This window comes from Vibrio sp. R10-SF1-ISO8 (assembly GCF_059833805.1).
Window position 1 is genome coordinate 22729 of record NZ_JCBDHL010000016.1, and the last position, 22226, is coordinate 44954.

The window sequence follows — 22226 nt, forward strand, 5'->3', positions numbered from 1 at the left end:
CGAGGAGTACAGAGTGAACCATTGGCTTAAAAAAAGCGCATGGCTTTTAGCAGGAAGCTTATTAACGTCACCTGCAATGGTGGTAGCAAATGATTTTAGTGCCAGCTTTAAAGGCACAGATATTCAAGAATTTATCAATATTGTTGGCCGTAACTTAGAAAAAACCATCATTGTTGACCCTTCGGTGAGAGGTAAAGTCGACGTGCGTAGTTACGACATGTTGACGGAAGAGCAGTACTACAGCTTTTTCCTCAATGTACTCGAAGTGTACGGTTTTGCTGTAGTAGAAATGGACAATGGCATCTTAAAAGTCATCAAAGACAAAGATGCGAAAACATCGGCAGTGCCTGTTGTCGGTGATGGCAGTATCAATGGTGATGAGGTCGTCACTCGAGTAGTCGCGGTACGCAATGTTTCAGTGCGTGAACTATCGCCTCTATTACGTCAGCTTAATGATAATGCAGGTGCGGGCAACGTGGTCCACTATGACCCAGCAAACATCATCCTAATTACGGGCCGCGCGGCTGTGGTTAATCGTCTTGCAGATATTATCAAGCGTGTTGACCAAGCGGGTGACAAAGAAATAGAAGTGGTTGAACTAGATAATGCTTCAGCTGCAGAAATGGTGCGTATTGTCGAAGCTCTGAACAAGACCACCGATGCCAAAAACACTCCTGCCTTCCTTCAACCTAAATTGGTTGCTGATGACCGAACCAACTCGATTCTGATCTCTGGTGATCCGCAAGTACGTGAGCGCCTACGTAAGTTAATCAAACAACTCGATATTGAGATGGCATCAAAGGGCAATAACCGCGTGGTTTACCTTAAATATGCCAAAGCAGAAGACTTGGTTGATGTGCTAAAAGGCGTGTCAGATAACCTGCAAGCAGAGAAATCATCCGGTTCGAAACAGGCGAGTAGCGCTAAACGTGGTGAAGTGATGATTGCCGCTCACCCAGATACCAACGCATTAGTGGTAACCGCTCCGCCAGATATCATGAACGCATTGCAGGATGTGATTGCTCAGCTCGATATTCGCCGTGCTCAGGTTCTCATCGAAGCGCTGATTGTTGAAATGTCAGAAGGCGATGGACTTAACTTTGGTGTGCAGTGGGGCTCGCTAGATACTGGAGCAGTGATTCAGCACTCTAATGCTGGTGCACCGATTGGTAGTGTTATGGTCGGCTTAGAAGAGGCTAAAGATAGCACGGAAACAACCACGCTCACTGATACCACTGGGCAAGTGACGGGCTTTAACTCAGTGACGAAGAAAGGTGACTACACCAAACTTGCCTCTGCTCTTTCTGGGGTAAATGGCGCGGCATTGAGCGTCGTTATGGGTGACTGGACTGCGCTTATCACTGCTGTTTCAACAGACTCCAACTCAAACATTCTGTCTTCGCCAAGTATTACCGTAATGGATAACGGTGAAGCGTCATTTATTGTTGGTGAAGAAGTGCCGGTCATTACTGGTTCGCAGACTGGTTCAAATAATGACAACCCATTCCAGACCGTTGAGCGTAAAGAGGTCGGTATCAAGCTTAAAGTTGTACCGCAAATCAACGAAGGTAACTCGGTACAGTTAAAAATTGAGCAAGAAGTGTCGAATGTGCTTGGTGCGAATGGTGCGGTCGATGTGCGATTTGCCAAGCGTCAACTGAATACCTCAGTGATGGTAGAAGATGGCCAGATGATTGTCCTTGGTGGTCTTATTGATGAGCGTGCACTCGAAAGTGAATCTAAGGTGCCGCTACTGGGCGATATTCCTTACCTAGGCCATCTATTCAAATCAACCAGCACTCAGGTTGAGAAGAAAAATCTAATGGTGTTTATCAAGCCAACCATCATCCGTGATGGCATGACGGCGGATGGTATCACTCAACGTAAATACAACTTTATTCGTGCAGAGCAGCTCTACAGAGCAGATCAGGGTTTGAAGCTAATGGATGACGGTCATATTCCGGTCTTGCCTGAGTACGGTGAAGAGATAGGTCATCCAGTTGAGATCCAAGCATTTATTGATCAGATGAGCGCTAAGTAATGGACGTTGAGTTAAATCCAAGCTTTAAACGCTTGCCGTTTAGTTTTGCCAATCGCTTTAAGCTTGTTTTAGAGCCTGCGGACAGTGGTTTAGTACTTTACTATATTGCGCCGATTTCAGTGCAGGCTTTGATTGAAGTGAAGCGTGTTTGTGGTCAGTCTTTTACTTTGCAAGCGCTAAGCAAAGAAGCATTTGATGGCAAGCTAACCGAAGCTTATCAGCGTGACTCTTCGGAAGCGCGCCAACTGATGGAAGACATCGGTGCCGACAATGATGATTTCTTCTCTTTGGCGGAAGACTTACCGCAAGATGAAGATTTGCTTGAGTCAGAAGATGATGCACCGATCATCAAGCTTATCAACGCGATGCTGGGCGAGGCGATAAAAGAAGGGGCGTCGGATATCCATATCGAGACGTTTGAGAAAAGCCTCTCTATTCGTTTCCGTATCGATGGTGTGCTGCGTGATGTGCTCTCACCGAGCCGCAAGTTAGCGCCACTGCTAGTATCGCGTGTTAAGGTTATGGCCAAGCTTGATATCGCAGAAAAGCGTGTACCACAAGATGGTCGTATCTCGTTGCGTATTGGTGGTCGCGCTGTTGATGTTCGTGTTTCAACGATGCCGTCTTCACACGGTGAACGGGTAGTAATGCGTCTGTTAGATAAAAATGCGACGCGTTTGGACTTACATAGTCTTGGTATGACAGAAACCAACCACAACGCGTTCCGCCAGATGATCGCTCGTCCGCATGGCATCATTTTGGTCACGGGTCCCACAGGTTCTGGTAAGTCAACCACGCTATATGCTGGCCTGACAGAGATTAACAGCAATGAACGCAATATTCTGACGGTCGAAGATCCGATTGAATTTGATATCGACGGTATCGGTCAAACTCAGGTTAATCCCAAAGTGGATATGACTTTTGCTCGTGGTTTGCGTGCAATTCTACGCCAAGACCCAGATGTGGTCATGGTGGGTGAGATACGTGACCTAGAAACGGCGCAAATCGCAGTTCAGGCTTCTTTGACCGGTCACTTAGTGATGTCGACCCTGCACACCAATACAGCCGTCGGTGCTATCACACGTCTACGTGATATGGGTATTGAGCCTTTCCTAATTTCTTCCTCTTTACTGGGCGTTTTGGCTCAGCGATTAGTTCGCACGCTATGCTCCGACTGTAAAGAACCGTATGAAGCGGATAAAGAAACCAAAAAACTGTTTGGTTTGAAGAAGAAAGAGGACTTAACTCTCTATCGCGCATGTGGCTGTGAAGCATGTAATTATAAAGGTTACCGCGGACGTACAGGCATTCACGAACTGCTGGTGGTTGATGAAGATGTTCAGACCTTGATTCACAGCGAGTCAGGAGAGCAGGCGATTGAAAAGCAGATTCGCGAGCATACTCCGAGCATTCGCGATGATGGTTTAAGTAAAGTGCGTGCAGGTATCACCTCGCTTGAAGAAGTGATGCGGGTGACCAAGGAAGGCTAATGGCGGCATTTGAATATAAAGCACTCGATGCGAAAGGTAAGACCAAAAAAGGCGTTATCGAAGGCGATAATGCTCGTCAGGTGCGTGCCAGACTTAAAGAACAAGGCCTAATACCGGTTGAAGTGAGCGAAACAAGGCAGAAAGCGAAAAATCAGACTAGCCAAGCGACGTTTCAGTTTAAACGGGGTTTAAGCACGCCTGATTTAGCTTTAATCACTCGTCAATTGGCGACTTTGGTTCAGTCCGGTATGCCGCTTGAAGAGTGTTTAAAAGCCGTTTCTGAACAGTCAGAAAAACCGCGCATTCGTACTATGTTGCTTGCTGTCCGTTCCAAGGTGACGGAAGGTTATACCTTGGCCGACAGTCTGGCCGATTTTCCTCATGTCTTCGACGAGCTGTTTCGTTCGATGGTTTCAGCGGGCGAAAAGTCAGGGCATTTGGACTCAGTGCTAGAGCGTCTCGCGGATTATGCTGAAAACCGTCAAAAGTTACGTTCCAAGTTGCAGCAAGCGATGATTTATCCAGTCGTATTGGTGGTTTTCGCGGTCGGTATTGTGGCATTCTTGCTTGCCGCTGTTGTACCGAAAATTGTGGGTCAGTTTGTCCAGATGGGCCAAGAGCTGCCTCAATCCACTCAGTTTTTGCTTGCTGCCAGCGACTTTATCCAGCATTGGGGGCTCACCCTGCTTTTTGCTTTGATTGTGGTTATCTACCTAGTTAAGTTTGCGCTCAGTAAGCCTAAGTTACGTCTGAGTTGGGATCGCAAAGTTATCTCTATGCCATTGGTTGGCAAAATTGCCCGTGGCCTAAACACTTCGCGCTTTGCGCGTACATTATCTATCTGTACTTCGAGCGCGATTCCAATTTTGGAAGGAATGCGCGTTGCAGTGGACGTTATGTCGAACCATTACGTTAAACAGCAGGTCTTAATCGCGACAGATAATGTTCGTGAAGGTGCCAGCTTACGCCGTGCTCTTGAGCAAACTAAATTGTTCCCCCCAATGATGTTGCACATGATTGCCAGTGGTGAACAGAGTGGTGAGCTAGAAGGCATGCTCACTCGTGCCGCGGACAACCAAGACTCAAACTTTGAATCGACAGTTAATATCGCCCTGGGCATCTTTACTCCGGCTTTAATCGCTTTAATGGCAGGGTTGGTGCTGTTTATTGTCATGGCGACACTAATGCCAATTTTAGAAATGAATAACTTAATGAGTTCATAACAGCTTTTAGCAAATCTAAGCTGCTTTTTGTGGAGAATAAAATGAACAAAAAAATGAAAAAACAGTCTGGCTTTACCTTGTTAGAAGTTATGGTTGTTGTGGTGATCTTAGGTATTTTGGCAAGCTTTGTCGTACCTAACCTACTTGGCAACAAAGAAAAAGCGGATCAACAGAAAGCGATTACCGATATCGTTGCGCTAGAGAATGCTCTTGATATGTACAAGCTTGATAACAGCGTTTACCCGTCAACAGACCAAGGTCTAGAAGCGTTAGTGACGAAACCTTCTAGCCCAGAGCCGCGCAACTACCGTGACGGTGGCTACATTAAGCGTCTACCTTCCGATCCATGGGGCAATGACTACCAATACCTAAGCCCAGGTGACCATGGCAATGTCGATATCTTTACGCTAGGTGCGGATGGTCAGGAAGGTGGCGAAGGTGCCAACGCTGATATCGGCAACTGGAATATTCAAGATTTTCAGTAATTAGCTGCTAACGCTTAGCCTTTATGCGTCGTCATTCTGGATTTACTCTGCTTGAGATTTTGCTGGTATTGGTGCTGATTTCACTCGCATCCGTAGCGGTGATTTCTACCTTGCCAGTCAGTGCAGAAGACGGCGCGAAAAAGCACGCTCAATCTTTGTATTATCGTGTTCAGCTTCTTAATGAAGAGGCGATGTTGAGTGGTAATGACTTCGGTCTGCGCGTTGATGAGAAGAAATCAAGCTACCACTTTATGCGATTAAAATCAGAAGGTTGGCAAAAGCTCGAGCAACACCATATACCGCCCGAGACTGAACTAGCGAGTAACCTGTCTATCATGTTAGCGTTGGGAGGCAACGTCTGGAATGACAAAGAGCGCTTGTTTAAGCCAGGTTCTCTCTTTGATGAAGATATGTTCGCTGAGTTTGAACAAGAGAAGAAAAAGCTGCCACCACCGCAAGTTTTCATTATGTCGAGCGGTGAAGTGACACCATTTTCTATTGCTATTTACCCGCAGGATCGCAGTGTTGAAGACGATGCATGGCGAATAGTGGCAAAAGAAAATGGTCAGATCATCTTGTTAGCACCTGGAGAAAGTGATGAAGAAAGCTAAGCAAGGCTTTACGCTTCTTGAGGTGTTGGTCGCGTTAGCGATCTTTGCCACTGCAGCGATTGCGACCATTCGCTCGGTTAGCCAGCATATTAATACGCTTAACTTTCTCGAAGAGAAAACTTTTGCGGCTATGGTGGCAGACAATCAAATGGCGAAGGTGCTTTTATCTGGTAGTAAGCCAAGTAAGAAAAAAGGCAAAGAAACACTTGCACAGCGAGATTGGTTCTGGACAGTGGAACCCGTTTCCACCGCTGGGGATATGCTACAAGCCTTTGATGTTAAAGTCGCGACCAGTGAAAAAGGATCGCCAGTGGTCACGGTGAGAAGTTATGTCCCGAAATAGTCTTAATCGGTCACAGGGCTTTACCCTGATTGAAGTGCTGGTGGCGATTGCGATTTTTGCTAGCTTGAGTGTGGGGGCTTATCAGGTTCTCAATCAGGTTCAGCGCAGCAATGAAATTTCGATGGAGCGTAGTGAGCGTTTAAAAACGCTACAACGAGCCTTAGTGTTTATGGACAATGACTTTCGCCAAATCGCGCTGCGTCAAGCTCGTACCAATGGCGAAGAGCCTTCTCCTATGTTGCTGCAATGGAAAGACTATTTACTCGACTCTGATGCAAAAGGGGTGATGTTCGTTCGCGCTGGTTGGCACAATCCACAGCAGCAGTTTCCGCGTGGTGAAATAAGTAAAGTCGGTTATCGGATTAAAGATAAGCAGCTGCAACGAGTATGGTGGCGTTATGCGGACACACCCGCTGGGCAAGAAGGCATTGTGATGCCATTGCTCGATGGTGTGGAAGAGTTTGAGATGCGTTTTTTCGATGGCACACAGTGGCAGAAAGAGTGGCAAACTAAGTTTGCTCTACCACAAGCCGTAGCGTTGAGTTTAGAGCTAGAGGATTATGGCAAGATTGAGCGCATCTATCTGACATCAGGGGGCACTTTGGAGCTGTCTGAGGAGCAGAAACAAGATGGTTAGAAAGCAGCGAGGTGTCGCACTTATCATCGTGCTGTTGTTATTAGCGGTCATGGTCAGTATCGCTGCAAGCATGGCAGACCGTCTATTTAGTCAGTTTAAACGAGCGACTAACCAGATCAATTATCAGCAAGCTTATTGGTATAGCGTCGGGGCTGAAGCATTGGCGAAGTCAGGTCTTGAACAGAGCTTTAAAGACTCAGATACGATTAACCTTTCGCAGCCATGGGCATTGGAAGAGCAAACTTACCCTTTGGACTACGGGACGCTAAAAGGCCGCTTAGTTGATCAGCAGTCCTGCTTTAACCTCAATGCTCTGTCGAGCTTAGCTTCGACAGCTGGGTCGGATAAGTCTCCATACTTGGTCGATGTTTTTCAAAACTTGCTCGAAGAGTTGCAAATTGAAAATTACCAAGCAGAAACAGTTGCTCAATCTACTTGGGAATACGTCGACAGCAATAACTCGGTTAACTCGACGGTTGGGGTTGAAGACAGCTTCTATGAGTCGATGTCTCCCGCCTATATGGCAGCAAATAGCCTGATGGTGGATAGCTCTGAGTTACGCGCAGTCAACCAGGTTTCGGGTGAAGTGATGGAAAAAGTACTGCCTTACGTGTGTGCTATTCCAACCACCGATTTGAGATTAAATGTAAATACGATCAAGCCCGAGCATGCTGCATTGTTGGCAGCTTTGTTTCAGCCTGCTCTTAGTGTCACTCAAGCTAAGCAGGTCTTAGAAAATCGCCCTTTTGACGGTTGGGCGAGTGTTGACGACTTTTTAAATGAGAAAGAGTTTGCCAACGTAACGGCTGATGCACGTAAAGAGGGCAAAGGCTATTTGGCTGTAACCAGTGCCTATTTTGAGTTGGACGTTGAATTATTAGTTGGGGATTCTCGCGTGAGAGTGCGCAGCTTGCTATTTAGTAGTGATAAACAAACTGCGACGGTCATTAGCCGTCGCTTCGGAGGTATCGGTGAACGAGTTTCTGATCGTTCGACTGACAAATAATACCGCTCAGGCTATCCAGTGGTTAGTCTGGTCGGAGTCGCAAAAGGAAGTGATTGCGAGCGGAGAGCTAGACAGTTATCAGGCACTGCCAGAGATCGCGACATACGCGGAAGGCCGTCGCACGATTGTTTTGTTGTCAGCAGAAAGCTTGGTTCTAACCGATGTAGAAATTCCCGCGGGTGCCAGTCGCCAGCTTGAATCTATGCTGCCCTATGTGCTTGAAGATGATTTAGCACAGGATGTCGATCAACTGCATTTTACCATTCTTAACAAATCGCAAGGTCGAGCGCAGGTGTGTGCGGTGGATTCGCAGTGGCTAGAAAAAGTCCTCATGGAACTTGGCGATATTGGTTGTCAGATACAAAAGGTCATGCCCGACGTATTGGCACTTCCAGATAGTGAAGGATTGTCTGCGGTTGAGATTGGTCAGCAATGGTTATTGAAGAAGTCTAGTTACCAAGGTATGTCGGTTGAGAGTGACTGGCTATCGTTGGTGGCTCAGTCTGAATGGGTACAACAAGACGAAGAATTTCTACCGCTAACTTCATATTCGGCTTTGCCGACTTCTCTTGAGCTTGCTGAACAGCAGCAGTGGTTGAATGGCGAGCCTAAGTTGGTAATGCAGTTACTTGCGGAACAAGCGATCATAAGCAAAATTAATCTTCTGACTGGTCAATTTAAGCCTAAATCGTCGTTTAGTCGCTATTGGAAAGTATGGCAGAAGGTAGCTGTCGCGGCTGTGTTGTTATTGGCAGTTGTTGTTGTCGATAATGTGCTTAAGATTCAAAAGTATGAAGCGCAGGCAAGTGCTTATCGTACGGAAAGTGAGCGTATTTTCCGCCAGTCCTTGCCGGGTAAAACTAAGATTCCGACCGTCAGCTATTTAAAGCGTGAAATGGAGCGTGAAGCGAGTCGCCTGTCTGGTGGCTCCGATGGAAATGAACTCATTAGTTTGATGGTGAAGCTGCCTCCTTTACTCAATCAAGTACCTGGTTTAGATCTCACCAGTTTTAAGTATGACAGTGGACGTAATGAAGTTCGCTTACAAGCGCAAAGCAAAGATTTCCAAACTTTTGAAAAGGCTGCAGAGCTGTTGGGCTCCAATTTTGCGGTCGAGCAAGGTCAACTTAACCGCTCAGGGAGCCTAGTCAATGGCTCTTTTGTTCTCAAGCCGTTGTGAGGGATGAAGCATGAATAAATTGGTCAATACCTTACAAACTTGGTGGCTGAGTATCTCACAACGTGAGCAGCGCTTAGTGGTTGCTTGCTCTCTATTGGTGGTCATTGGCGGCCTGTATTGGGGCGTCGTTCAACCTGTTGCCGAGCGAGCAAACAATGCGCAAATGCGTATTCAAAGTGAGAAGCAACTACTCTCTTGGGTGAAAGACAAAGCGGATCAGATCAGTCAGTACCAAGGGCAGGGAGGAAGAGCGGTTTCTGGCCTACCAATCAACCAAGCAGTTTCTTCAAGTGTTGGGCGTTTTAAAGTTGAGTTGATTCGTGTCCAGCCACGTGGCGAGCAGTTTCAGGTGTGGGTAGCGCCTATGCCTTTCAATCAGTTTTTAAACTGGATAACCTTTTTGCAAGAGATGCATGGAATCAAGGTGGTATTTCTTGATATCGATAAAGGCAATAAAGACGGTATGATTGAAATAAATCGACTTCAGCTTGGCAGAGGGTGATCGGGTGAAGAAAACAGTGTTATCGGGCTTATTTCTTAGTTCCGTGTTTGTTGCCAGTGCGATGGTGCATTTACCCGCTCAGTTCATGGTGCAATATGCACCTTTACCCAATCAACTTAGTTTAGTTGGGGTTGATGGAACTGTGTGGCAGGGCTCAGTGCACCAAGTGAAATGGCAAAACCAAAACTATGGCGCGCTAAACTGGCAGCTTAACGTAGCTAAGTTGCTGACTGGGACTGCAGAGGCTCAAGTACGTTTTGGTCGTGGTAGTGATCTATCGCTTCAAGGTCGCGGAATTGTTGGTTATTCGCCAAGTGGTTTATACGCTGAGAACTTAATTGCTTCGTTGCCCGTTGAAAAAGTGATGCAGTTTGTACCGTCTCTGCCTGTTCCTTTAGAACTAAACGGGCAAGTAGAACTTAGCTTACGCTCATACGTTTACACGTCTCCCTATTGTGAGAGTGCCCAAGGGAGTGTGGTGTGGAATACCGATACTGTTGGCACGCCAATGTCTGACTTAGAAGTTGGCCCTGTGATTGCTAACTTTAGCTGTCAGTCGAGCAGCTTTGATGTGGTTGGCGAGCAGAAGAGTAATCAAGTCGAAAGTGGCTTCACTGCTAAGCTGAATTCGGATCAGAGTTACACCTCAAGTGCTTGGTTTAAGCCTCAGGCTGAGTTTCCGAGTGCATTTCAGCAGCAGTTAAAATGGTTACCAACCCCCGCAGACCGCGAAGGTAAGTTCCAGTTTAGTTACCAAGGTCGACTCTAAACACTAAGTCTAACAACCAACAAGGGCAGCGATTAAGCTGCCCTTGTTGGTTTGACTCCCTGTTACTTTGTCGCAGGGAAGCTGATTTGTACTTTTAAGCCACCGCCACTACGATTATTGACGATCACTGAACCATTGTGCTGACTGACAATGCGTTTAACAATCGCTAAGCCAAGCCCTGTTCCTTCGCTTCCTCGCGCGGTATCACCACGAGTGAAGGGTTCAAACAGCTTCGCGATCTGGCTCTGTTCTATCCCTGGTCCATTATCTTCAACGCACACCCAAACCAACTTGTTATCCGCGGTAATGCCAGTGCTCACTTTTGTCCAGCCATTACCATAGCGAATCGCATTGACGACTAAATTGCTCACCGCACGTTTGATAGCAATTGGGCTGCCTAAGGTCTCTTTGATTGGTTGGTGGAGCTCGGTATCAATTTGCACCTCGTAACCGCCTTCAGATGAAGCGACATCGTTAGCGATTTCATTAAGGTCAACCTCAATAAAAGACTGCTTGTTTACCGGTTTGAGGTAATCCATAAATTGGCTGATGATCTCGTTGCATTCTTCAGTATCGCTAATAATGCCCTCGGCTAGATAGCTGTCTTCAGGGGACATCATTTCTGTCGCAAGACGAATTCTTGTTAACGGAGTACGCAGGTCGTGGCTAATGCCCGCCATCAGTAGGGCTCTGTCTTCCTCAAGTGCTTGGATACCTTTGGACATCTGGTTGAAAGCACGGGTTACCGAGCGAATTTCCGAAGCGCCTTTTTCAGGTAATGGTGGTGGAATCTCACCACGACCCACTCCTTTGGCCGCTTTTTCCAACGCAATGAGAGGACGGTTTTGCAAACGGATAAACAACCAGCCTCCCGCAACAATTAACAACGCCATGATCAGGCTATTGCGAAACAGTGGCGTGAAGTCCTCTTCTTGCAGTTCAGAGAGAGGAATGCGTAATAGGGAATCGGGCAGAGAATCTATCTTCATCCACAGGATGTAGCTATTTTCTCCGAGCATCATACGAACATCAGTTGGCGAGCCAAGTTCATTGGTCATCTCTTCACTCATCAGGTCGATGCTCACCGCATGGTAATACTCTTCTGCCATTGGGCTATCTTCAGCGTGAACGGTTACCCCTAGCTGCTCCAATACACGCCTACGCAGTGGCGCATCCATTGCTAAGCCATCTTCTAGGGTGGCGGAGTCATCCAGCATCAGATTAATTTCGTGGCCGAGGATTTTATTAAACTGCTGCAAGCTCGGCATCAGCGCGTAATTAAACACGGCGTAGTAAGAATAGACTTGGCTGGCAATAAGCAGAGTCAGAAAGATAAAAATGGATTGAGTAAATGAGCTGCGGATACGCATAACACCTACCTTGAGAAAAGGTTAGTCTAAAACAAAGAGTGCGAGACTAGGTCTCGCACTCTATCAAAACATATTGTCGATTACGCTTCTTTGCCATCTGGGACAAAAACATAACCTAAGCCCCATACAGTTTGGATGTAACGAGGTTTACTTGGATCGACTTCGAGCATACGACGTAGGCGAGAGATTTGCACGTCAATCGAACGTTCCATCGCTGAATATTCGCGGCCGCGGGCCATGTTCATTAACTTATCACGCGACATTGGCTCACGAGCATTGGTCACGAGAGCTTTTAGTACGGCAAACTCACCTGAAGTTAGCGGCATGGCTTCATCGCCACGGAACATTTCACGCGTACCTAGGTTTAAGCGGAAATCACCAAACTCAACCACTGACTCTTCACTACTTGGTGCACCGGGTAGCTCGGTCGTTTGACGGCGCAAGACCGCTTTAATACGCGCTAATAGTTCACGTGGGTTAAACGGTTTTGGTAAGTAGTCATCTGCCCCGACCTCTAGGCCGACGATACGATCAATCTCGTCCCCTTTTGCGGTCAGCATCAGAATTGGTAACGTGCTGTTGGCATTACGAAGGCGACGGCAGATCGATAGCCCGTCTTCGCCTGGTAACATCAGGTCTAGCACCATCAAATGGAAAGTTTCACGCGTTAGCAGGCGGTCCATCTGCTCACTGTTTGCAACACTACGAACTTGGAATCCTTGTTCAGACAAGTAACGCTCTAGTAGTGCACGAAGTCGTGCATCATCATCAACAACTAAGATCTTGTGATTTTCTTGCATGTAATGGGTCCACCTAGTTAATAAGCTTGCGCGACTTCAGGCTGTTGAAACAATCACTTTTATGCGCAACTTAAAATGTAACACTGTTCTTAAGCTATTGGTGCAAAGAATTGTTAACGTTTATTTCCTTTTTAGCTAATGTATATCGGAACTTCAATTTAATAACGTCAGAAATATGAAAACGAACCTAATAACAAGAGAAGGCTTTGATCGACTTAAAAAAGAGCTCGATTTTTTGTGGAAAGAAGAGCGTCCGGAAGTGACAAAAAAAGTGACTTGGGCGGCGAGTCTCGGTGACCGGAGTGAAAACGCTGACTATCAATACAACAAAAAGCGTTTAAGAGAGATAGATCGCCGCGTACGTTATTTGCGTAAGCGTTTAGAGCAAGTAAAAGTGGTCGACTACTCACCGCAGCAAGAAGGCAAAGTGTTCTTCGGTGCTTGGGTAGAAATCGAAAATGAAGCGGGAGAAATCAAAGCCTTCCGTATTGTTGGCCCTGACGAAATTTACGGTGATGCCAAAGGTTATATTTCGATTGATTCACCGATGGCGCGCGCCTTATTGAAAAAAGAAGTCGATGACGAATTCAGCGTTAAAACTCCAGAAGGTTACAAAGAGTGGTTCGTTAACACTATTCGCTACAGCGCTGAATACCAAAAGTCCCGCTAGGCGGGACTTTTGGCTGTGATTATTTTTCGTAGTCAGGTTTTTCAGTGAGGATGTAATTATGCTCACTGCCCACCACAGCGCCATACTTGAGGAAGTTTTTACCTAAGATCATGCTGTAGTGGAAACGGCTGCGGTCTTTGAGGTTCACCCGTATCTTCTTCTCGAGTTCGCCCAGTTTGACTTGCATTTCAACGACTGGTCGAATGGTCGGTTTCTCACCTTTTTTCGCCCTGATTTTCATACTATCGACGACCTCTAGGGTAAAGTCTTTCTCCATACCGAGATCATTTTGGTAGCTAAAGCTGACCATGGACTTGCCCTCTTTTTCAAACTGTTTGATGTTCTGCGCATTGATAGAGCTGACGTCTGCACCAGTATCGAGTTTAACGGGGAAGCTGAGACCTTCTACTTGTGCTACCTCGATATGACCTGCCTTAAATAGCGGGTACGAATCGAGTAGATGATCTGTGCGAGTGTTTATGAGCACGCCATTTTTGGACATCTTCTGGCCTATTACGAAGTAATCACTGGTCTCGTCTTCATCCAGCACATCAATGGCGTACGGCAGTTCAACTTTCTCGCCGTATAGGGTGAAGGTACCAAATACCACTGGGCGAGTGGAGTCACCGACTTTTAGGGTTTTATTGATCGGTTTAGAAAACTGCTTGGCCTCGCCGTCTTGGTCTGTGAGGTAGTAAGTTACCCATTCTTTGCCTTTCTTTTCAAAAATCTCGAAGCTTGCGACTTTTAGCAGTGGTGTTTTCACTACTAGAGATGGTTCTGCCGTTAATTCAATGCCATCAAGTAACAGTGACTCCTCACCGGAAACCTGCATGGCTTTTGACTTGCTACTGATGGTTTTAGGCTTGCCATCTAACAAAGATGTCGCGCCAGTATCGATCATAAAGCGTCGATTGAGCGTTCCTTTGCCGAGACGTAGCTGTGAATTGAGATTGCTCCGGTCAGTTAAGTAGACAAACCAGTATTGCGTTTCAGCGCCGTTAGTGTCGATTGGAACGAACACCATTGGACGCTTTTTGCCACTCACGTTCAACATACGTACCAGTGGGCGTGTGAGAGTCTCGCTGCTGCCATTGCCATCTTCGATATCGAAAGAGACCAGTTGCTTGTTAGAGTCGATGTTTATATTGGTGGCATGCAGTGAAGAGTAGTTGTTTTGCAGTGAGTAGCTGATCTTCTGTTTTACGCCAGCGATTTCAACTGACTCTTTCTTACCAACAAGTTGCGCGTTCTTTTGCTCTTGAAGGTAATCGTAGCCTGCGTAAACCCAGGCGTTGTTATCGAGAAAAGTTTTGCCAATCAGAATTGGCGCGGAAAACTGGTTTCTATCGGTCAAGTTAACTTGTGTCATGACGGTTTTGCCAGCAATGGTCATTGGCAAGGTGATGGTTGGGCGCAGAATAGGTTCTTTTTGAGTTCGATTGCGAATCACGCCGACACGTTCAATTGGCCTGGTCACCTCAATGCTCTCACCGGTGTGCGGATGCTTAATGGTGAAAGTTACTTCAACGCCGTAAGGGGCAAAAAGTTCAGCATTCCAATCATCGTAATCGACATCATCAATAGGGTCGAAATCGATCAGTGCTTTCATCAGCTTGTGATCTTTGAGTTGGCTAAACTGGGGATAAGAGCTGGAAACGTGAATGTTGGTGGCATGCATCGATGTCGTGTCTGCGCCAGTATCAATCTTACCAGCAAATGAAACCCCTTTTAGCGCCTCGATCTCTTCGAGATAAACGCTTTCTACCCGCCCTAAGACAAGTTTGTCATCAAGGGTGTAAACAGGAGACTGGGTAGAAGCATTGATCGCAGCGCTAGCTTGATCAGCTAGGGCCAGAGGAGAAGCTAAGGATACAGATAGTACAGAAAGGGCCAGTAAGATTTTTTTCATAGCGGTTCCAACTACTCGTTATTCGCACAAGGTCTTGAACGAAATTAGTTCCATTTTTCAGATCTAAGTTCTGACTTATCTCTATTTCTGACACAACTTTCACATAATTGCCAAACTATTGGCAAAACAATTGCGTAACCTTGCTCGCGGTAACAAAAAGTATTGGGTTTTACATCAAGAATCCCAATATAAAGAAGGTTAAAATACAACAAGAGATTCAACGGATGAGCCAAGCTATCTGTAATATGATTGCTCAGGAACTGAGTGTTCGACCTGAGCAGGTCACTGCTGCTGTTAACCTCATTGATGATGGAAACACAGTCCCTTTTATTGCCCGCTACCGTAAAGAAGTCACGGGTGGATTGGATGATACTCAGCTGCGTAACCTTGATAGCCGTTTATCCTACCTACGCGAACTAGATGAGCGTCGCCAAACCATTCTTAAATCGATTCAAGAGCAGGGTAAGTTAACCTCTGAGCTTGAAGCTGAGATAGCGCAGGCAGACAGTAAAACGCGTCTTGAAGACCTTTACTTGCCTTACAAACCAAAGCGTCGTACTAAAGGCCAAATCGCGATCGAGGCGGGCTTAGAGCCGTTAGCAGACAAGCTTTGGAATCAGCCACAGACCGAACCTGAAGCGGAAGCCGAAAACTACTTAGATGCAGACAAAGGCATTGCTGACACCAAAGCGGCTCTGGATGGCGCTCGTGCTATCGTGATGGAGCGAATCGCTGAGGATGCTAATCTACTAGAGAAAATTCGTGCTCATCTGAATCGCAACGCGGAACTTGTCGCTAAAGTGGTTGACGGCAAAGAGCGTGAAGGTGAGAAATTTAAAGATTACTTTGAGCATAACGAAGCTTTAAGTAAAGTGCCATCGCACCGTGCACTTGCTATGTTGCGTGGTCGAAATGAAGGTTTCTTGACCCTTGCTATGAATGCTGACCCTGCGCAGGAAGAGGGCGTTCGGCAGTCTCATTGTGAGACGATTATTAGTGACCACTATGGTATTTCCCTAAGCAGTGCTCCGGCAGATGGTTGGCGCAAGCAGGTGATCAGCTGGGCATGGCGCATCAAAGTTTCGATGCACATGGAAACTGAGTTGATGGGTGCGATGAAAGAGCGTGCAGAGATTGAAGCGATTGAGGTTTTTGCCACTAACCTGAAAGATCTGCTGATGGCTGCACCTGCGGGTCCTCGTGCCACACTTGGTCTCGATCCTGGTCTTCGTACTGGTTCGAAAATTGCCGTGGTCGATTCAACCGGTAAAGTGCTAGCAACCGAAACCATCTACCCTCATCCGCCACAAAAGCAATATGATAAATCAGCGCAAATTGTTGATGCTTTAGTACGTAAGTACAACGTGGATTTGATTGCGATTGGCAATGGTACTGCTTCACGTGAAACTGACAGTTTTGTCGCTGACCTGATTAAACGTGGCAACCTCAAGGTGCAGAAAATCATGGTTAGCGAAGCGGGTGCGTCGGTTTACTCGGCGTCAGAGCTAGCAGCAAAAGAGTTTCCGAACTTAGATGTATCACTGCGTGGTGCGGTGTCGATTGCTCGCCGTTTGCAAGATCCACTGGCTGAATTAGTTAAGATTGACCCTAAATCGATTGGTGTGGGTCAGTATCAGCATGATGTTAGCCAATCCATGCTGGCAAAACGTCTTGATGCAGTGGTCGAAGATTGTGTAAACGCCGTCGGTGTCGACGTGAATACCGCATCACCGGCTCTGCTAACTCGCGTAGCGGGCCTATCGAGCACAATTGCGCAAAACATCGTCGATTACCGAGATGAGAACGGCCGCTTTGAAGCGCGTACCACGCTGAAAAAAGTTGCGCGTCTTGGGCCTAAGGCATTTGAGCAGTGTGCGGGCTTCCTGCGTATTATGGATGGTAAGAACCCCCTTGATGCCTCTTCTGTTCACCCAGAGGCATACCCTGTGGTCAAAGCGATTGCTGAGAAAAACAGCAAAAATGTCAAAGCGCTGATTGGTGATACTCAGTTCCTACGCGGACTTCACGCTGTCGATTACACCGATGAGAACTTTGGTGTTCCAACCGTGAGCGACATCATCAAAGAACTTGATAAACCGGGCCGCGACCCGCGCCCTGAGTTTAAGACAGCCACATTCGCTGATGGCGTTAATCAGGTTTCCGATCTTGAACCAGGCATGGTGTTAGAAGGGGTAGTGTCTAACGTTGCCAACTTTGGTGCCTTTGTTGATATCGGCGTTCACCAAGATGGTTTAGTGCACATCTCTGCGCTGACGGACCGTTACGTTTCTGATCCGCGTGAAGTGGTTAAAGCGGGCGATATCGTCAAGGTGAAAGTGATGGAAGTGGATGTGCAGCGTAAACGTATTGGCCTTTCAATGCGTTTGACCGATGAGCCAGGGCAAGACAACCGAACTCAGCGTTCAAGTGCTCCACGTGGTCAGCAGCGTCAACAACAAAGTGGTCAACGTCGTCGTGACGAATCGTCGAACAATAACAGTGCTATGGGTGGTGCATTCGCTGCTGCCTTTGCAAAAGCTAAGCGTTAAGTTATTGCGCTAAAAATATAAATCCCCGTAGTAGCGATACTAGCGGGGATTTTTTTCGGCATTACCTTATCGAACCAGAGAACGACAAGGTACTACAACACCGCAATTACATCAGAAGGGGTATTTGGAGCCACAGCATCTCCGTAATGAAATTTAATCACGGTTCTGCGCTTTTCCATCATCCCCTCTGTTATCGCCGCATCGATTATGCGCTTCGGTAAACGAAAACGCATGGCATAGCCTTTACCTTGATGTTCGCTATAACTTTCCAGTGCCAACAGTTGGAATAGCCTTTCGAGGGTATCTTTAGGTTCTTCCTGAGAAACCGCAACCACACTCCCACTTTCTTCCGTTTCATAGCTCGGGTGCTCTGAAGGATCCCATGAGGATTGCTTTCGCCGTTTATCGTCTGCTGTCACCTTTCGTTGTGCGTTGCTCTTGGTCAATGCAATCGTCGGTGTAATTGGCTCCCGGACTTTATTGTCGCGCGCCGCTTGCTCCGTTTGCACATTAACCGATGGGGCGATCAGTGGAACGCTTACGTTCGTAGGTGATACGAGCATTCATTAACCTCCTCACGCCCAACCTGAGAGTGGTAACTCTTCCGGTTAGTTTATTTATCGACCAGTTGGGGCAAAGGTTTAGCGCTGATTTTTATTTTTTGTACATTGTTCATTTAATGCGTTGGCGATCAATGAACTGGTGTACTTTCTGACAAAATGTCTCGAATTCAGTCATAAACGGAGCATGAGAAGAGTCAGTGAAAATGTAGCTAGCGCTGTTTGGTGCGAGGTTATCAACGTCACTGGCGACTTTAGCAGGCACAAGACCATCTAAGCGGCCATACAGACGTAGCATCGGGATGGTTAGGTTTTCTAGCTCAGCACGATAATCGATATCGGCCAACAGTTGTAAACCTGCTAACAGAGAGGTTGGGTTTGGCGTTGGTCTTGAGAGAACGGCTTTTTTCAGCTGTTTGACGTCTTGTCTCGCTGAAGGACTCCCCATCGCCTGCAAGGCCATAAAACGTTCGATAGTCAGTTGGAAATCATCAACCAATTGTTCGGTGAAAGCGCTAAGCACATTCGGTTGAATGCCGCGCCAAGGTCTCTCGGCGGCAAATTTAGGTGAGCTTGCGACTGTAATCAGCTTTTCGACTCGTTGTGGGGCATTGAGTGCAATATGAGTTGCCAGTAAACCGCCTAGTGACCAACCAAGCCAGATCGCTTTCTCAGGTGCGTGCAGCAAGACTTGTTCCGCGAGATCATGCATATTCTCGAAGCTAGATTGGTGACTATGACCAAACCCTGGCAGGTCGACCACATGGACACAAAAATGCTGGCTAAGAACTTCAACTGTCTGCTGCCAAACCGCGCCATTCATTCCCCAACCATGGAGTAGCACTAGGTCATCACCTTGACCTTGGGATTGCCAATACAAAGATTCACGGTTGTTCTCAGTTTGTAGCACTTTTTCCATCCTCTCGCTCTCAGTCCTGTCTAGACAATCATCAAATACTGTTTCAATGGAGTGGGGTTATGTTAACTCAAAAGGTAGTGAAACACATCGCCGACCTGTTGCCTATGCATTGCGAGGTTTGTCATCTCGCGTTGACTAAGCCCCACCCACCTAGTGGCATTTGTGACCATTGCTCGCGCTACTTCGCGCCTTTACCTCGTTGTCAGCGCTGTGGTTTGCCTACTCCTTTTGATATTGCAGAGTGCGGAGAATGTCTTAAACATCCACCTAAATGGCGGCGGCTTTATTGCGTTGCTGACTATCAACTACCACTTGCGCAATATGTTCATAGGCTTAAGTACGAGCGGCAATTTTGGCAGGCGAGTAAGCTCGCGAGCCTGCTCGCCCCAAGAATAGAAACGCCCGCACAGGTGATTACTTTTGTGCCTTTGCACTGGGGGCGGTATCTAAGGCGCGGATTTAATCAGAGTGAGTTGATAGCACGTTCACTGGCGCAGCAACTCAACGTATCGTGTCAGCCCTTGTTCAAAAGAGTGAGAGCAACACCTCAGCAGCAAGGTTTAACTAAGTTGGAACGAAAGCGAAATCTAGACCGTGCTTTCTTACTCAATGGAGAGGTTGTTGCTGACCATATCGCGATTGTTGATGATGTTCTCACTACTGGAAGTACGGTGCAGCATTTATGTGAATTACTGCTTGAAGCGGGGGTGAAAAGCGTTGATATTTACTGCATCTGCCGTACTCCTGAGCCAGCAAGTTAGTATAAATTGACTAAAACGCTAGATCTCTCAGTTTTCAGGAGTAAAATGGTCAACTAATAGCCTACAAAATTACTCAGGTATTCGTCGTGTCAAATACAATTACTATTACAGAAACTGCCCAAAAACACTTTGCTAACCTATTAGGTCAGCAGCCAGAAGGCACTAATATTCGTGTATTCGTGGTAAACCCTGGCACTCAAAACGCAGAGTGTGGCGTGTCTTACTGCCCGCCAGAAGCGGTAGAATCTACCGATACTGAATTGGCGTTTGAGTTCTTCTCAGCATTTGTTGATGAGTTAAGTCTGCCATTCCTTGAAGACGCTGAAATTGATTTTGTAACTGACAAAATGGGCTCTCAGCTAACTTTGAAAGCACCAAACGCGAAAATGCGTAAGGTTTCTGATGACGCGCCTCTAGTAGAGCGTGTTGAGTACGTGATTCAGACTCAGGTTAACCCTCAGCTTGCGGGTCACGGTGGTCATGTAAACCTAGTTGAAATCACAGACGAAGGCATTGCCATTGTTGCCTTTGGTGGCGGTTGTAACGGCTGTTCTATGGTTGATGTAACACTGAAAGAAGGTATCGAGAAAGAGCTTCTTCAGCAATTCGAAGGTGAGCTGTCTGCGGTACGCGATGCAACCGAGCACGATCGTGGTGAGCACTCTTACTACTAATAAATGCATTTAACCGAATGAAATACATAGGGTTGACAGCAATGTCAGCCCTTTTTTTGTTTTCAAAGCTGATAAATTTCTCATATATTAGGAGTGTTGATCTTTCGAACAATAGGGTTTTGAAAGAGCGACAGATTCTAGAACCTTCCCTTGATGCAAAGGAGTAAGCTCGTGGCCAAACGGAACCCACCAGAAATTCTGGCGAAACAGACTGTGGCGCAATCTCGACTGTTCGCTATTGAAGCGTTGGATTTACGCTTTAGCAATGGTGAACATCGGACTTATGAGCGCATGAAACCTAGTGGGCGAAATGCAGTCATGATGGTTCCTGTTACCGATCAAGGTGACATTTTGTTAGTCAGAGAATATGCGGCGGGCACTGAGAGGTACGAGTTGGGTTTTCCTAAGGGGTTAATTGATCCTGGTGAAACTCCCCAGCAAGCGGCTGAACGTGAATTGAAAGAAGAGATTGGCTATGGTGCTCATAAATTAACGCCTTTGAAAGAAGTCGTTCTTGCCCCTTCTTATTTCTCTAGCAAAATGACCCTGTTCATTGCAGAGCAACTATACTCAGAGCAATTGGAAGGTGATGAACCAGAACCGTTAGAAGTGGTTCGTTGGCCTTTAGCACAAGCTGAAGAGCTTTTAACACACCTCGATTTTAGTGAAGCGCGCAGTATTACTGCGTTGTTACTCGCTCTACGAATCTTAAAATAATTAACGTTTTCCTCAGCGATGTCGCATGAGGAAAGAGTAGGTAGAGCGTAAGGATTTTTTATGCCAATGACAGAAGACCTTTCTCATCATTTGCCCGCAGTGATTGAAATTGCCCGTAGTGCTGGGCAGTTGATTCTCGATATTTACGAGAAAAAAGAGTACCAGGCGTTCACCAAAAGTGATGAAACACCAGTGACCAGTGCTGATATCGCCGCGCACAAACTGATTGTGGAAAGACTAACCGAGCTGACTCCAGATATCCCTGTGTTATCGGAAGAAGCGGCTGATATCAGTTTAGATAAACGCTCACAGTGGGATCGCTACTGGCTCGTTGATCCACTGGATGGCACCCAAGAGTTTATTGCCCGCAGTGGCGATTTTGCCACCATTATCGCTCTCGTAGAAAACAATAAGCCCGTGATGGGAGTGGTTTATGGTCCGGTTTCTGGAGTGACGTACTACGCTTACCAAGGCAAAGGGGCGTGGAAAATTCCAGACTTAAGCGAAAGCGTGCGTATTAAAACCCATCAACATGATGGCAAGCAAAGCCCAATCGCGATTGCGATTAGTCGTCGCCAAGATATCAATCGCATCACAAGCCGAATGAGCAGCGGTTGGAATTATGATTTAGTTCCACTCGGCTCAGCAGCACTGAAAGCCTGTTTAGTCGCTGAAGGTGCGGTCGATTGCTACCTACGGCTTGGCCCAACCGGTGAATGGGATACCGCCGCAACGCAATGTATTGTCGAAGAAGCGGGTGGACGTATTCTAAGTACCTTGCTAGAGCCGCTTTCTTACAATGAGCGCGATACATTAGAGAACCCGAATTTTATTGTCTTGGGTGATGAGAGCTTACCTTGGGATGAGATTTTAAAGGTTAAGGATTGAAGCGGACTCCGTCCTTAAGAACGCTTCGCTTCGAGAACGGGCTTCGCCCTATGGAAAGCGGGATTGCTACGCTGCTGGATTGCTGGCTCTGATTTTGGTCATTCCTCACTCTTGAGGAT

Annotated in this window: 22 protein-coding genes; 17 read left to right on the forward strand and 5 right to left on the reverse strand. The window is 46.8% G+C overall.

The genetic code is table 11. From position 1 onward, the window contains the following. The first annotated feature begins 13 nt into the window (after window positions 1–13). From gspD to AC6R00_RS12080, 11 genes are read left to right on the forward strand one after another with little or no spacing between them, the layout of a single operon-like run. Window positions 14–2041, forward strand: a complete 2028-nt coding sequence (gspD, locus tag AC6R00_RS12030) for a type II secretion system secretin GspD (protein WP_500640554.1) — start codon at window positions 14–16, stop codon at window positions 2039–2041. After that, a complete protein-coding gene (gene gspE, locus AC6R00_RS12035; RefSeq protein WP_500640555.1) occupies window positions 2041–3531 on the forward strand; it encodes a type II secretion system ATPase GspE in 1491 nt (496 codons plus the stop codon). Before gspD ends, gspE begins: the two co-directional genes overlap by 1 nt. Then, the gene (gspF, locus tag AC6R00_RS12040; RefSeq protein ID WP_500640556.1) at window positions 3531–4754 is read left to right on the forward strand and encodes a type II secretion system inner membrane protein GspF; all 1224 of its coding nucleotides are present in this window, start codon (window positions 3531–3533) and stop codon (window positions 4752–4754) included. Before gspE ends, gspF begins: the two co-directional genes overlap by 1 nt. 41 nt (window positions 4755–4795) lie before the next feature. Next, complete coding sequence (gspG, locus tag AC6R00_RS12045; protein ID WP_069667717.1) at window positions 4796–5239, forward strand: type II secretion system major pseudopilin GspG; 444 nt, start codon at window positions 4796–4798, stop codon at window positions 5237–5239. Between the two features lie 23 nt (window positions 5240–5262). Continuing rightward, complete coding sequence (gene gspH, locus AC6R00_RS12050; RefSeq protein WP_500640557.1) at window positions 5263–5850, forward strand: type II secretion system minor pseudopilin GspH; 588 nt, start codon at window positions 5263–5265, stop codon at window positions 5848–5850. Continuing rightward, window positions 5837–6193, forward strand: coding sequence for a type II secretion system minor pseudopilin GspI (gspI, locus tag AC6R00_RS12055; protein ID WP_500640558.1), 357 nt, complete (start codon window positions 5837–5839; stop codon window positions 6191–6193). The genes gspH and gspI overlap by 14 nt, the downstream gene beginning before the upstream one ends. Then, on the forward strand, window positions 6180–6830 hold the full coding sequence (gene gspJ / locus AC6R00_RS12060) for a type II secretion system minor pseudopilin GspJ (RefSeq protein WP_500640559.1): 651 nt from the start codon (window positions 6180–6182) through the stop codon (window positions 6828–6830). Before gspI ends, gspJ begins: the two co-directional genes overlap by 14 nt. Beyond that, the gene (gspK, locus tag AC6R00_RS12065) at window positions 6823–7836 is read left to right on the forward strand and encodes a type II secretion system minor pseudopilin GspK (RefSeq protein WP_500640560.1); all 1014 of its coding nucleotides are present in this window, start codon (window positions 6823–6825) and stop codon (window positions 7834–7836) included. Before gspJ ends, gspK begins: the two co-directional genes overlap by 8 nt. Beyond that, on the forward strand, window positions 7802–9016 hold the full coding sequence (gene gspL / locus AC6R00_RS12070) for a type II secretion system protein GspL (RefSeq protein WP_500640561.1): 1215 nt from the start codon (window positions 7802–7804) through the stop codon (window positions 9014–9016). The genes gspK and gspL overlap by 35 nt, the downstream gene beginning before the upstream one ends. Before the next feature lie 10 nt (window positions 9017–9026). Next, the gene (locus AC6R00_RS12075; protein ID WP_500640562.1) at window positions 9027–9518 is read left to right on the forward strand and encodes a type II secretion system protein M; all 492 of its coding nucleotides are present in this window, start codon (window positions 9027–9029) and stop codon (window positions 9516–9518) included. Between the two features lie 4 nt (window positions 9519–9522). After that, the gene (locus AC6R00_RS12080) at window positions 9523–10287 is read left to right on the forward strand and encodes a type II secretion system protein N (protein ID WP_500640563.1); all 765 of its coding nucleotides are present in this window, start codon (window positions 9523–9525) and stop codon (window positions 10285–10287) included. Window positions 10288–10349: 62 nt separating this feature from the next. Here the strand turns inward: AC6R00_RS12080 and envZ are convergent, their stop codons facing one another. Together envZ and ompR are read right to left on the reverse strand one after the other, a co-directional pair. Next, window positions 10350–11657 carry a two-component system sensor histidine kinase EnvZ gene (gene envZ, locus AC6R00_RS12085; RefSeq protein ID WP_171323900.1) on the reverse strand — a complete coding sequence of 436 codons (1308 nt, stop codon included), beginning with the start codon at window positions 11655–11657 and terminating at the stop codon, window positions 10350–10352. 80 nt (window positions 11658–11737) lie between these two features. After that, window positions 11738–12457, reverse strand: a complete 720-nt coding sequence (gene ompR / locus AC6R00_RS12090; RefSeq protein ID WP_004746095.1) for an osmolarity response regulator transcription factor OmpR — start codon at window positions 12455–12457, stop codon at window positions 11738–11740. 175 nt (window positions 12458–12632) lie between these two features. Between ompR and greB the strand changes: the two genes are divergently transcribed. Further along, window positions 12633–13127 carry a transcription elongation factor GreB gene (gene greB, locus AC6R00_RS12095; RefSeq protein ID WP_500640564.1) on the forward strand — a complete coding sequence of 165 codons (495 nt, stop codon included), beginning with the start codon at window positions 12633–12635 and terminating at the stop codon, window positions 13125–13127. Window positions 13128–13146: 19 nt separating this feature from the next. Here greB and AC6R00_RS12100 read toward each other — a convergent pair whose 3' ends face one another. Continuing rightward, a complete protein-coding gene (locus tag AC6R00_RS12100; RefSeq protein ID WP_500640565.1) occupies window positions 13147–15039 on the reverse strand; it encodes a putative ATP-dependent zinc protease in 1893 nt (630 codons plus the stop codon). 224 nt (window positions 15040–15263) lie between these two features. Between AC6R00_RS12100 and AC6R00_RS12105 the strand changes: the two genes are divergently transcribed. Further along, complete coding sequence (locus AC6R00_RS12105) at window positions 15264–17588, forward strand: Tex family protein (RefSeq protein WP_500640566.1); 2325 nt, start codon at window positions 15264–15266, stop codon at window positions 17586–17588. Window positions 17589–17680: 92 nt separating this feature from the next. Here AC6R00_RS12105 and AC6R00_RS12110 read toward each other — a convergent pair whose 3' ends face one another. Both AC6R00_RS12110 and bioH read right to left on the reverse strand, forming a co-directional pair. Then, window positions 17681–18151, reverse strand: coding sequence for an ATP-dependent Lon protease (locus AC6R00_RS12110; protein WP_494505612.1), 471 nt, complete (start codon window positions 18149–18151; stop codon window positions 17681–17683). A gap of 109 nt (window positions 18152–18260) precedes the next feature. Further along, window positions 18261–19067: a pimeloyl-ACP methyl ester esterase BioH gene (gene bioH / locus AC6R00_RS12115; protein ID WP_500640567.1), complete on the reverse strand. Its 807-nt coding sequence runs from the start codon at window positions 19065–19067 to the stop codon at window positions 18261–18263. A gap of 59 nt (window positions 19068–19126) precedes the next feature. On the opposite strand from bioH, the gene AC6R00_RS12120 reads away from it, so the two are divergent. The 4 genes from AC6R00_RS12120 to cysQ all read left to right on the forward strand — a co-directional run bounded on the left by AC6R00_RS12120 (window position 19127) and on the right by cysQ (window position 22107). Further along, on the forward strand, window positions 19127–19828 hold the full coding sequence (locus AC6R00_RS12120) for a phosphoribosyltransferase family protein (RefSeq protein ID WP_500640568.1): 702 nt from the start codon (window positions 19127–19129) through the stop codon (window positions 19826–19828). Between the two features lie 86 nt (window positions 19829–19914). Next, complete coding sequence (gene nfuA, locus AC6R00_RS12125) at window positions 19915–20502, forward strand: Fe-S biogenesis protein NfuA (RefSeq protein ID WP_054962683.1); 588 nt, start codon at window positions 19915–19917, stop codon at window positions 20500–20502. A 171-nt stretch (window positions 20503–20673) separates the two neighbouring features. Beyond that, complete coding sequence (gene nudE, locus AC6R00_RS12130; RefSeq protein WP_500640569.1) at window positions 20674–21219, forward strand: ADP compounds hydrolase NudE; 546 nt, start codon at window positions 20674–20676, stop codon at window positions 21217–21219. 60 nt (window positions 21220–21279) lie between these two features. Continuing rightward, window positions 21280–22107, forward strand: a complete 828-nt coding sequence (gene cysQ, locus AC6R00_RS12135; RefSeq protein ID WP_004746085.1) for a 3'(2'),5'-bisphosphate nucleotidase CysQ — start codon at window positions 21280–21282, stop codon at window positions 22105–22107. Window positions 22108–22226 lie beyond the last annotated feature (119 nt).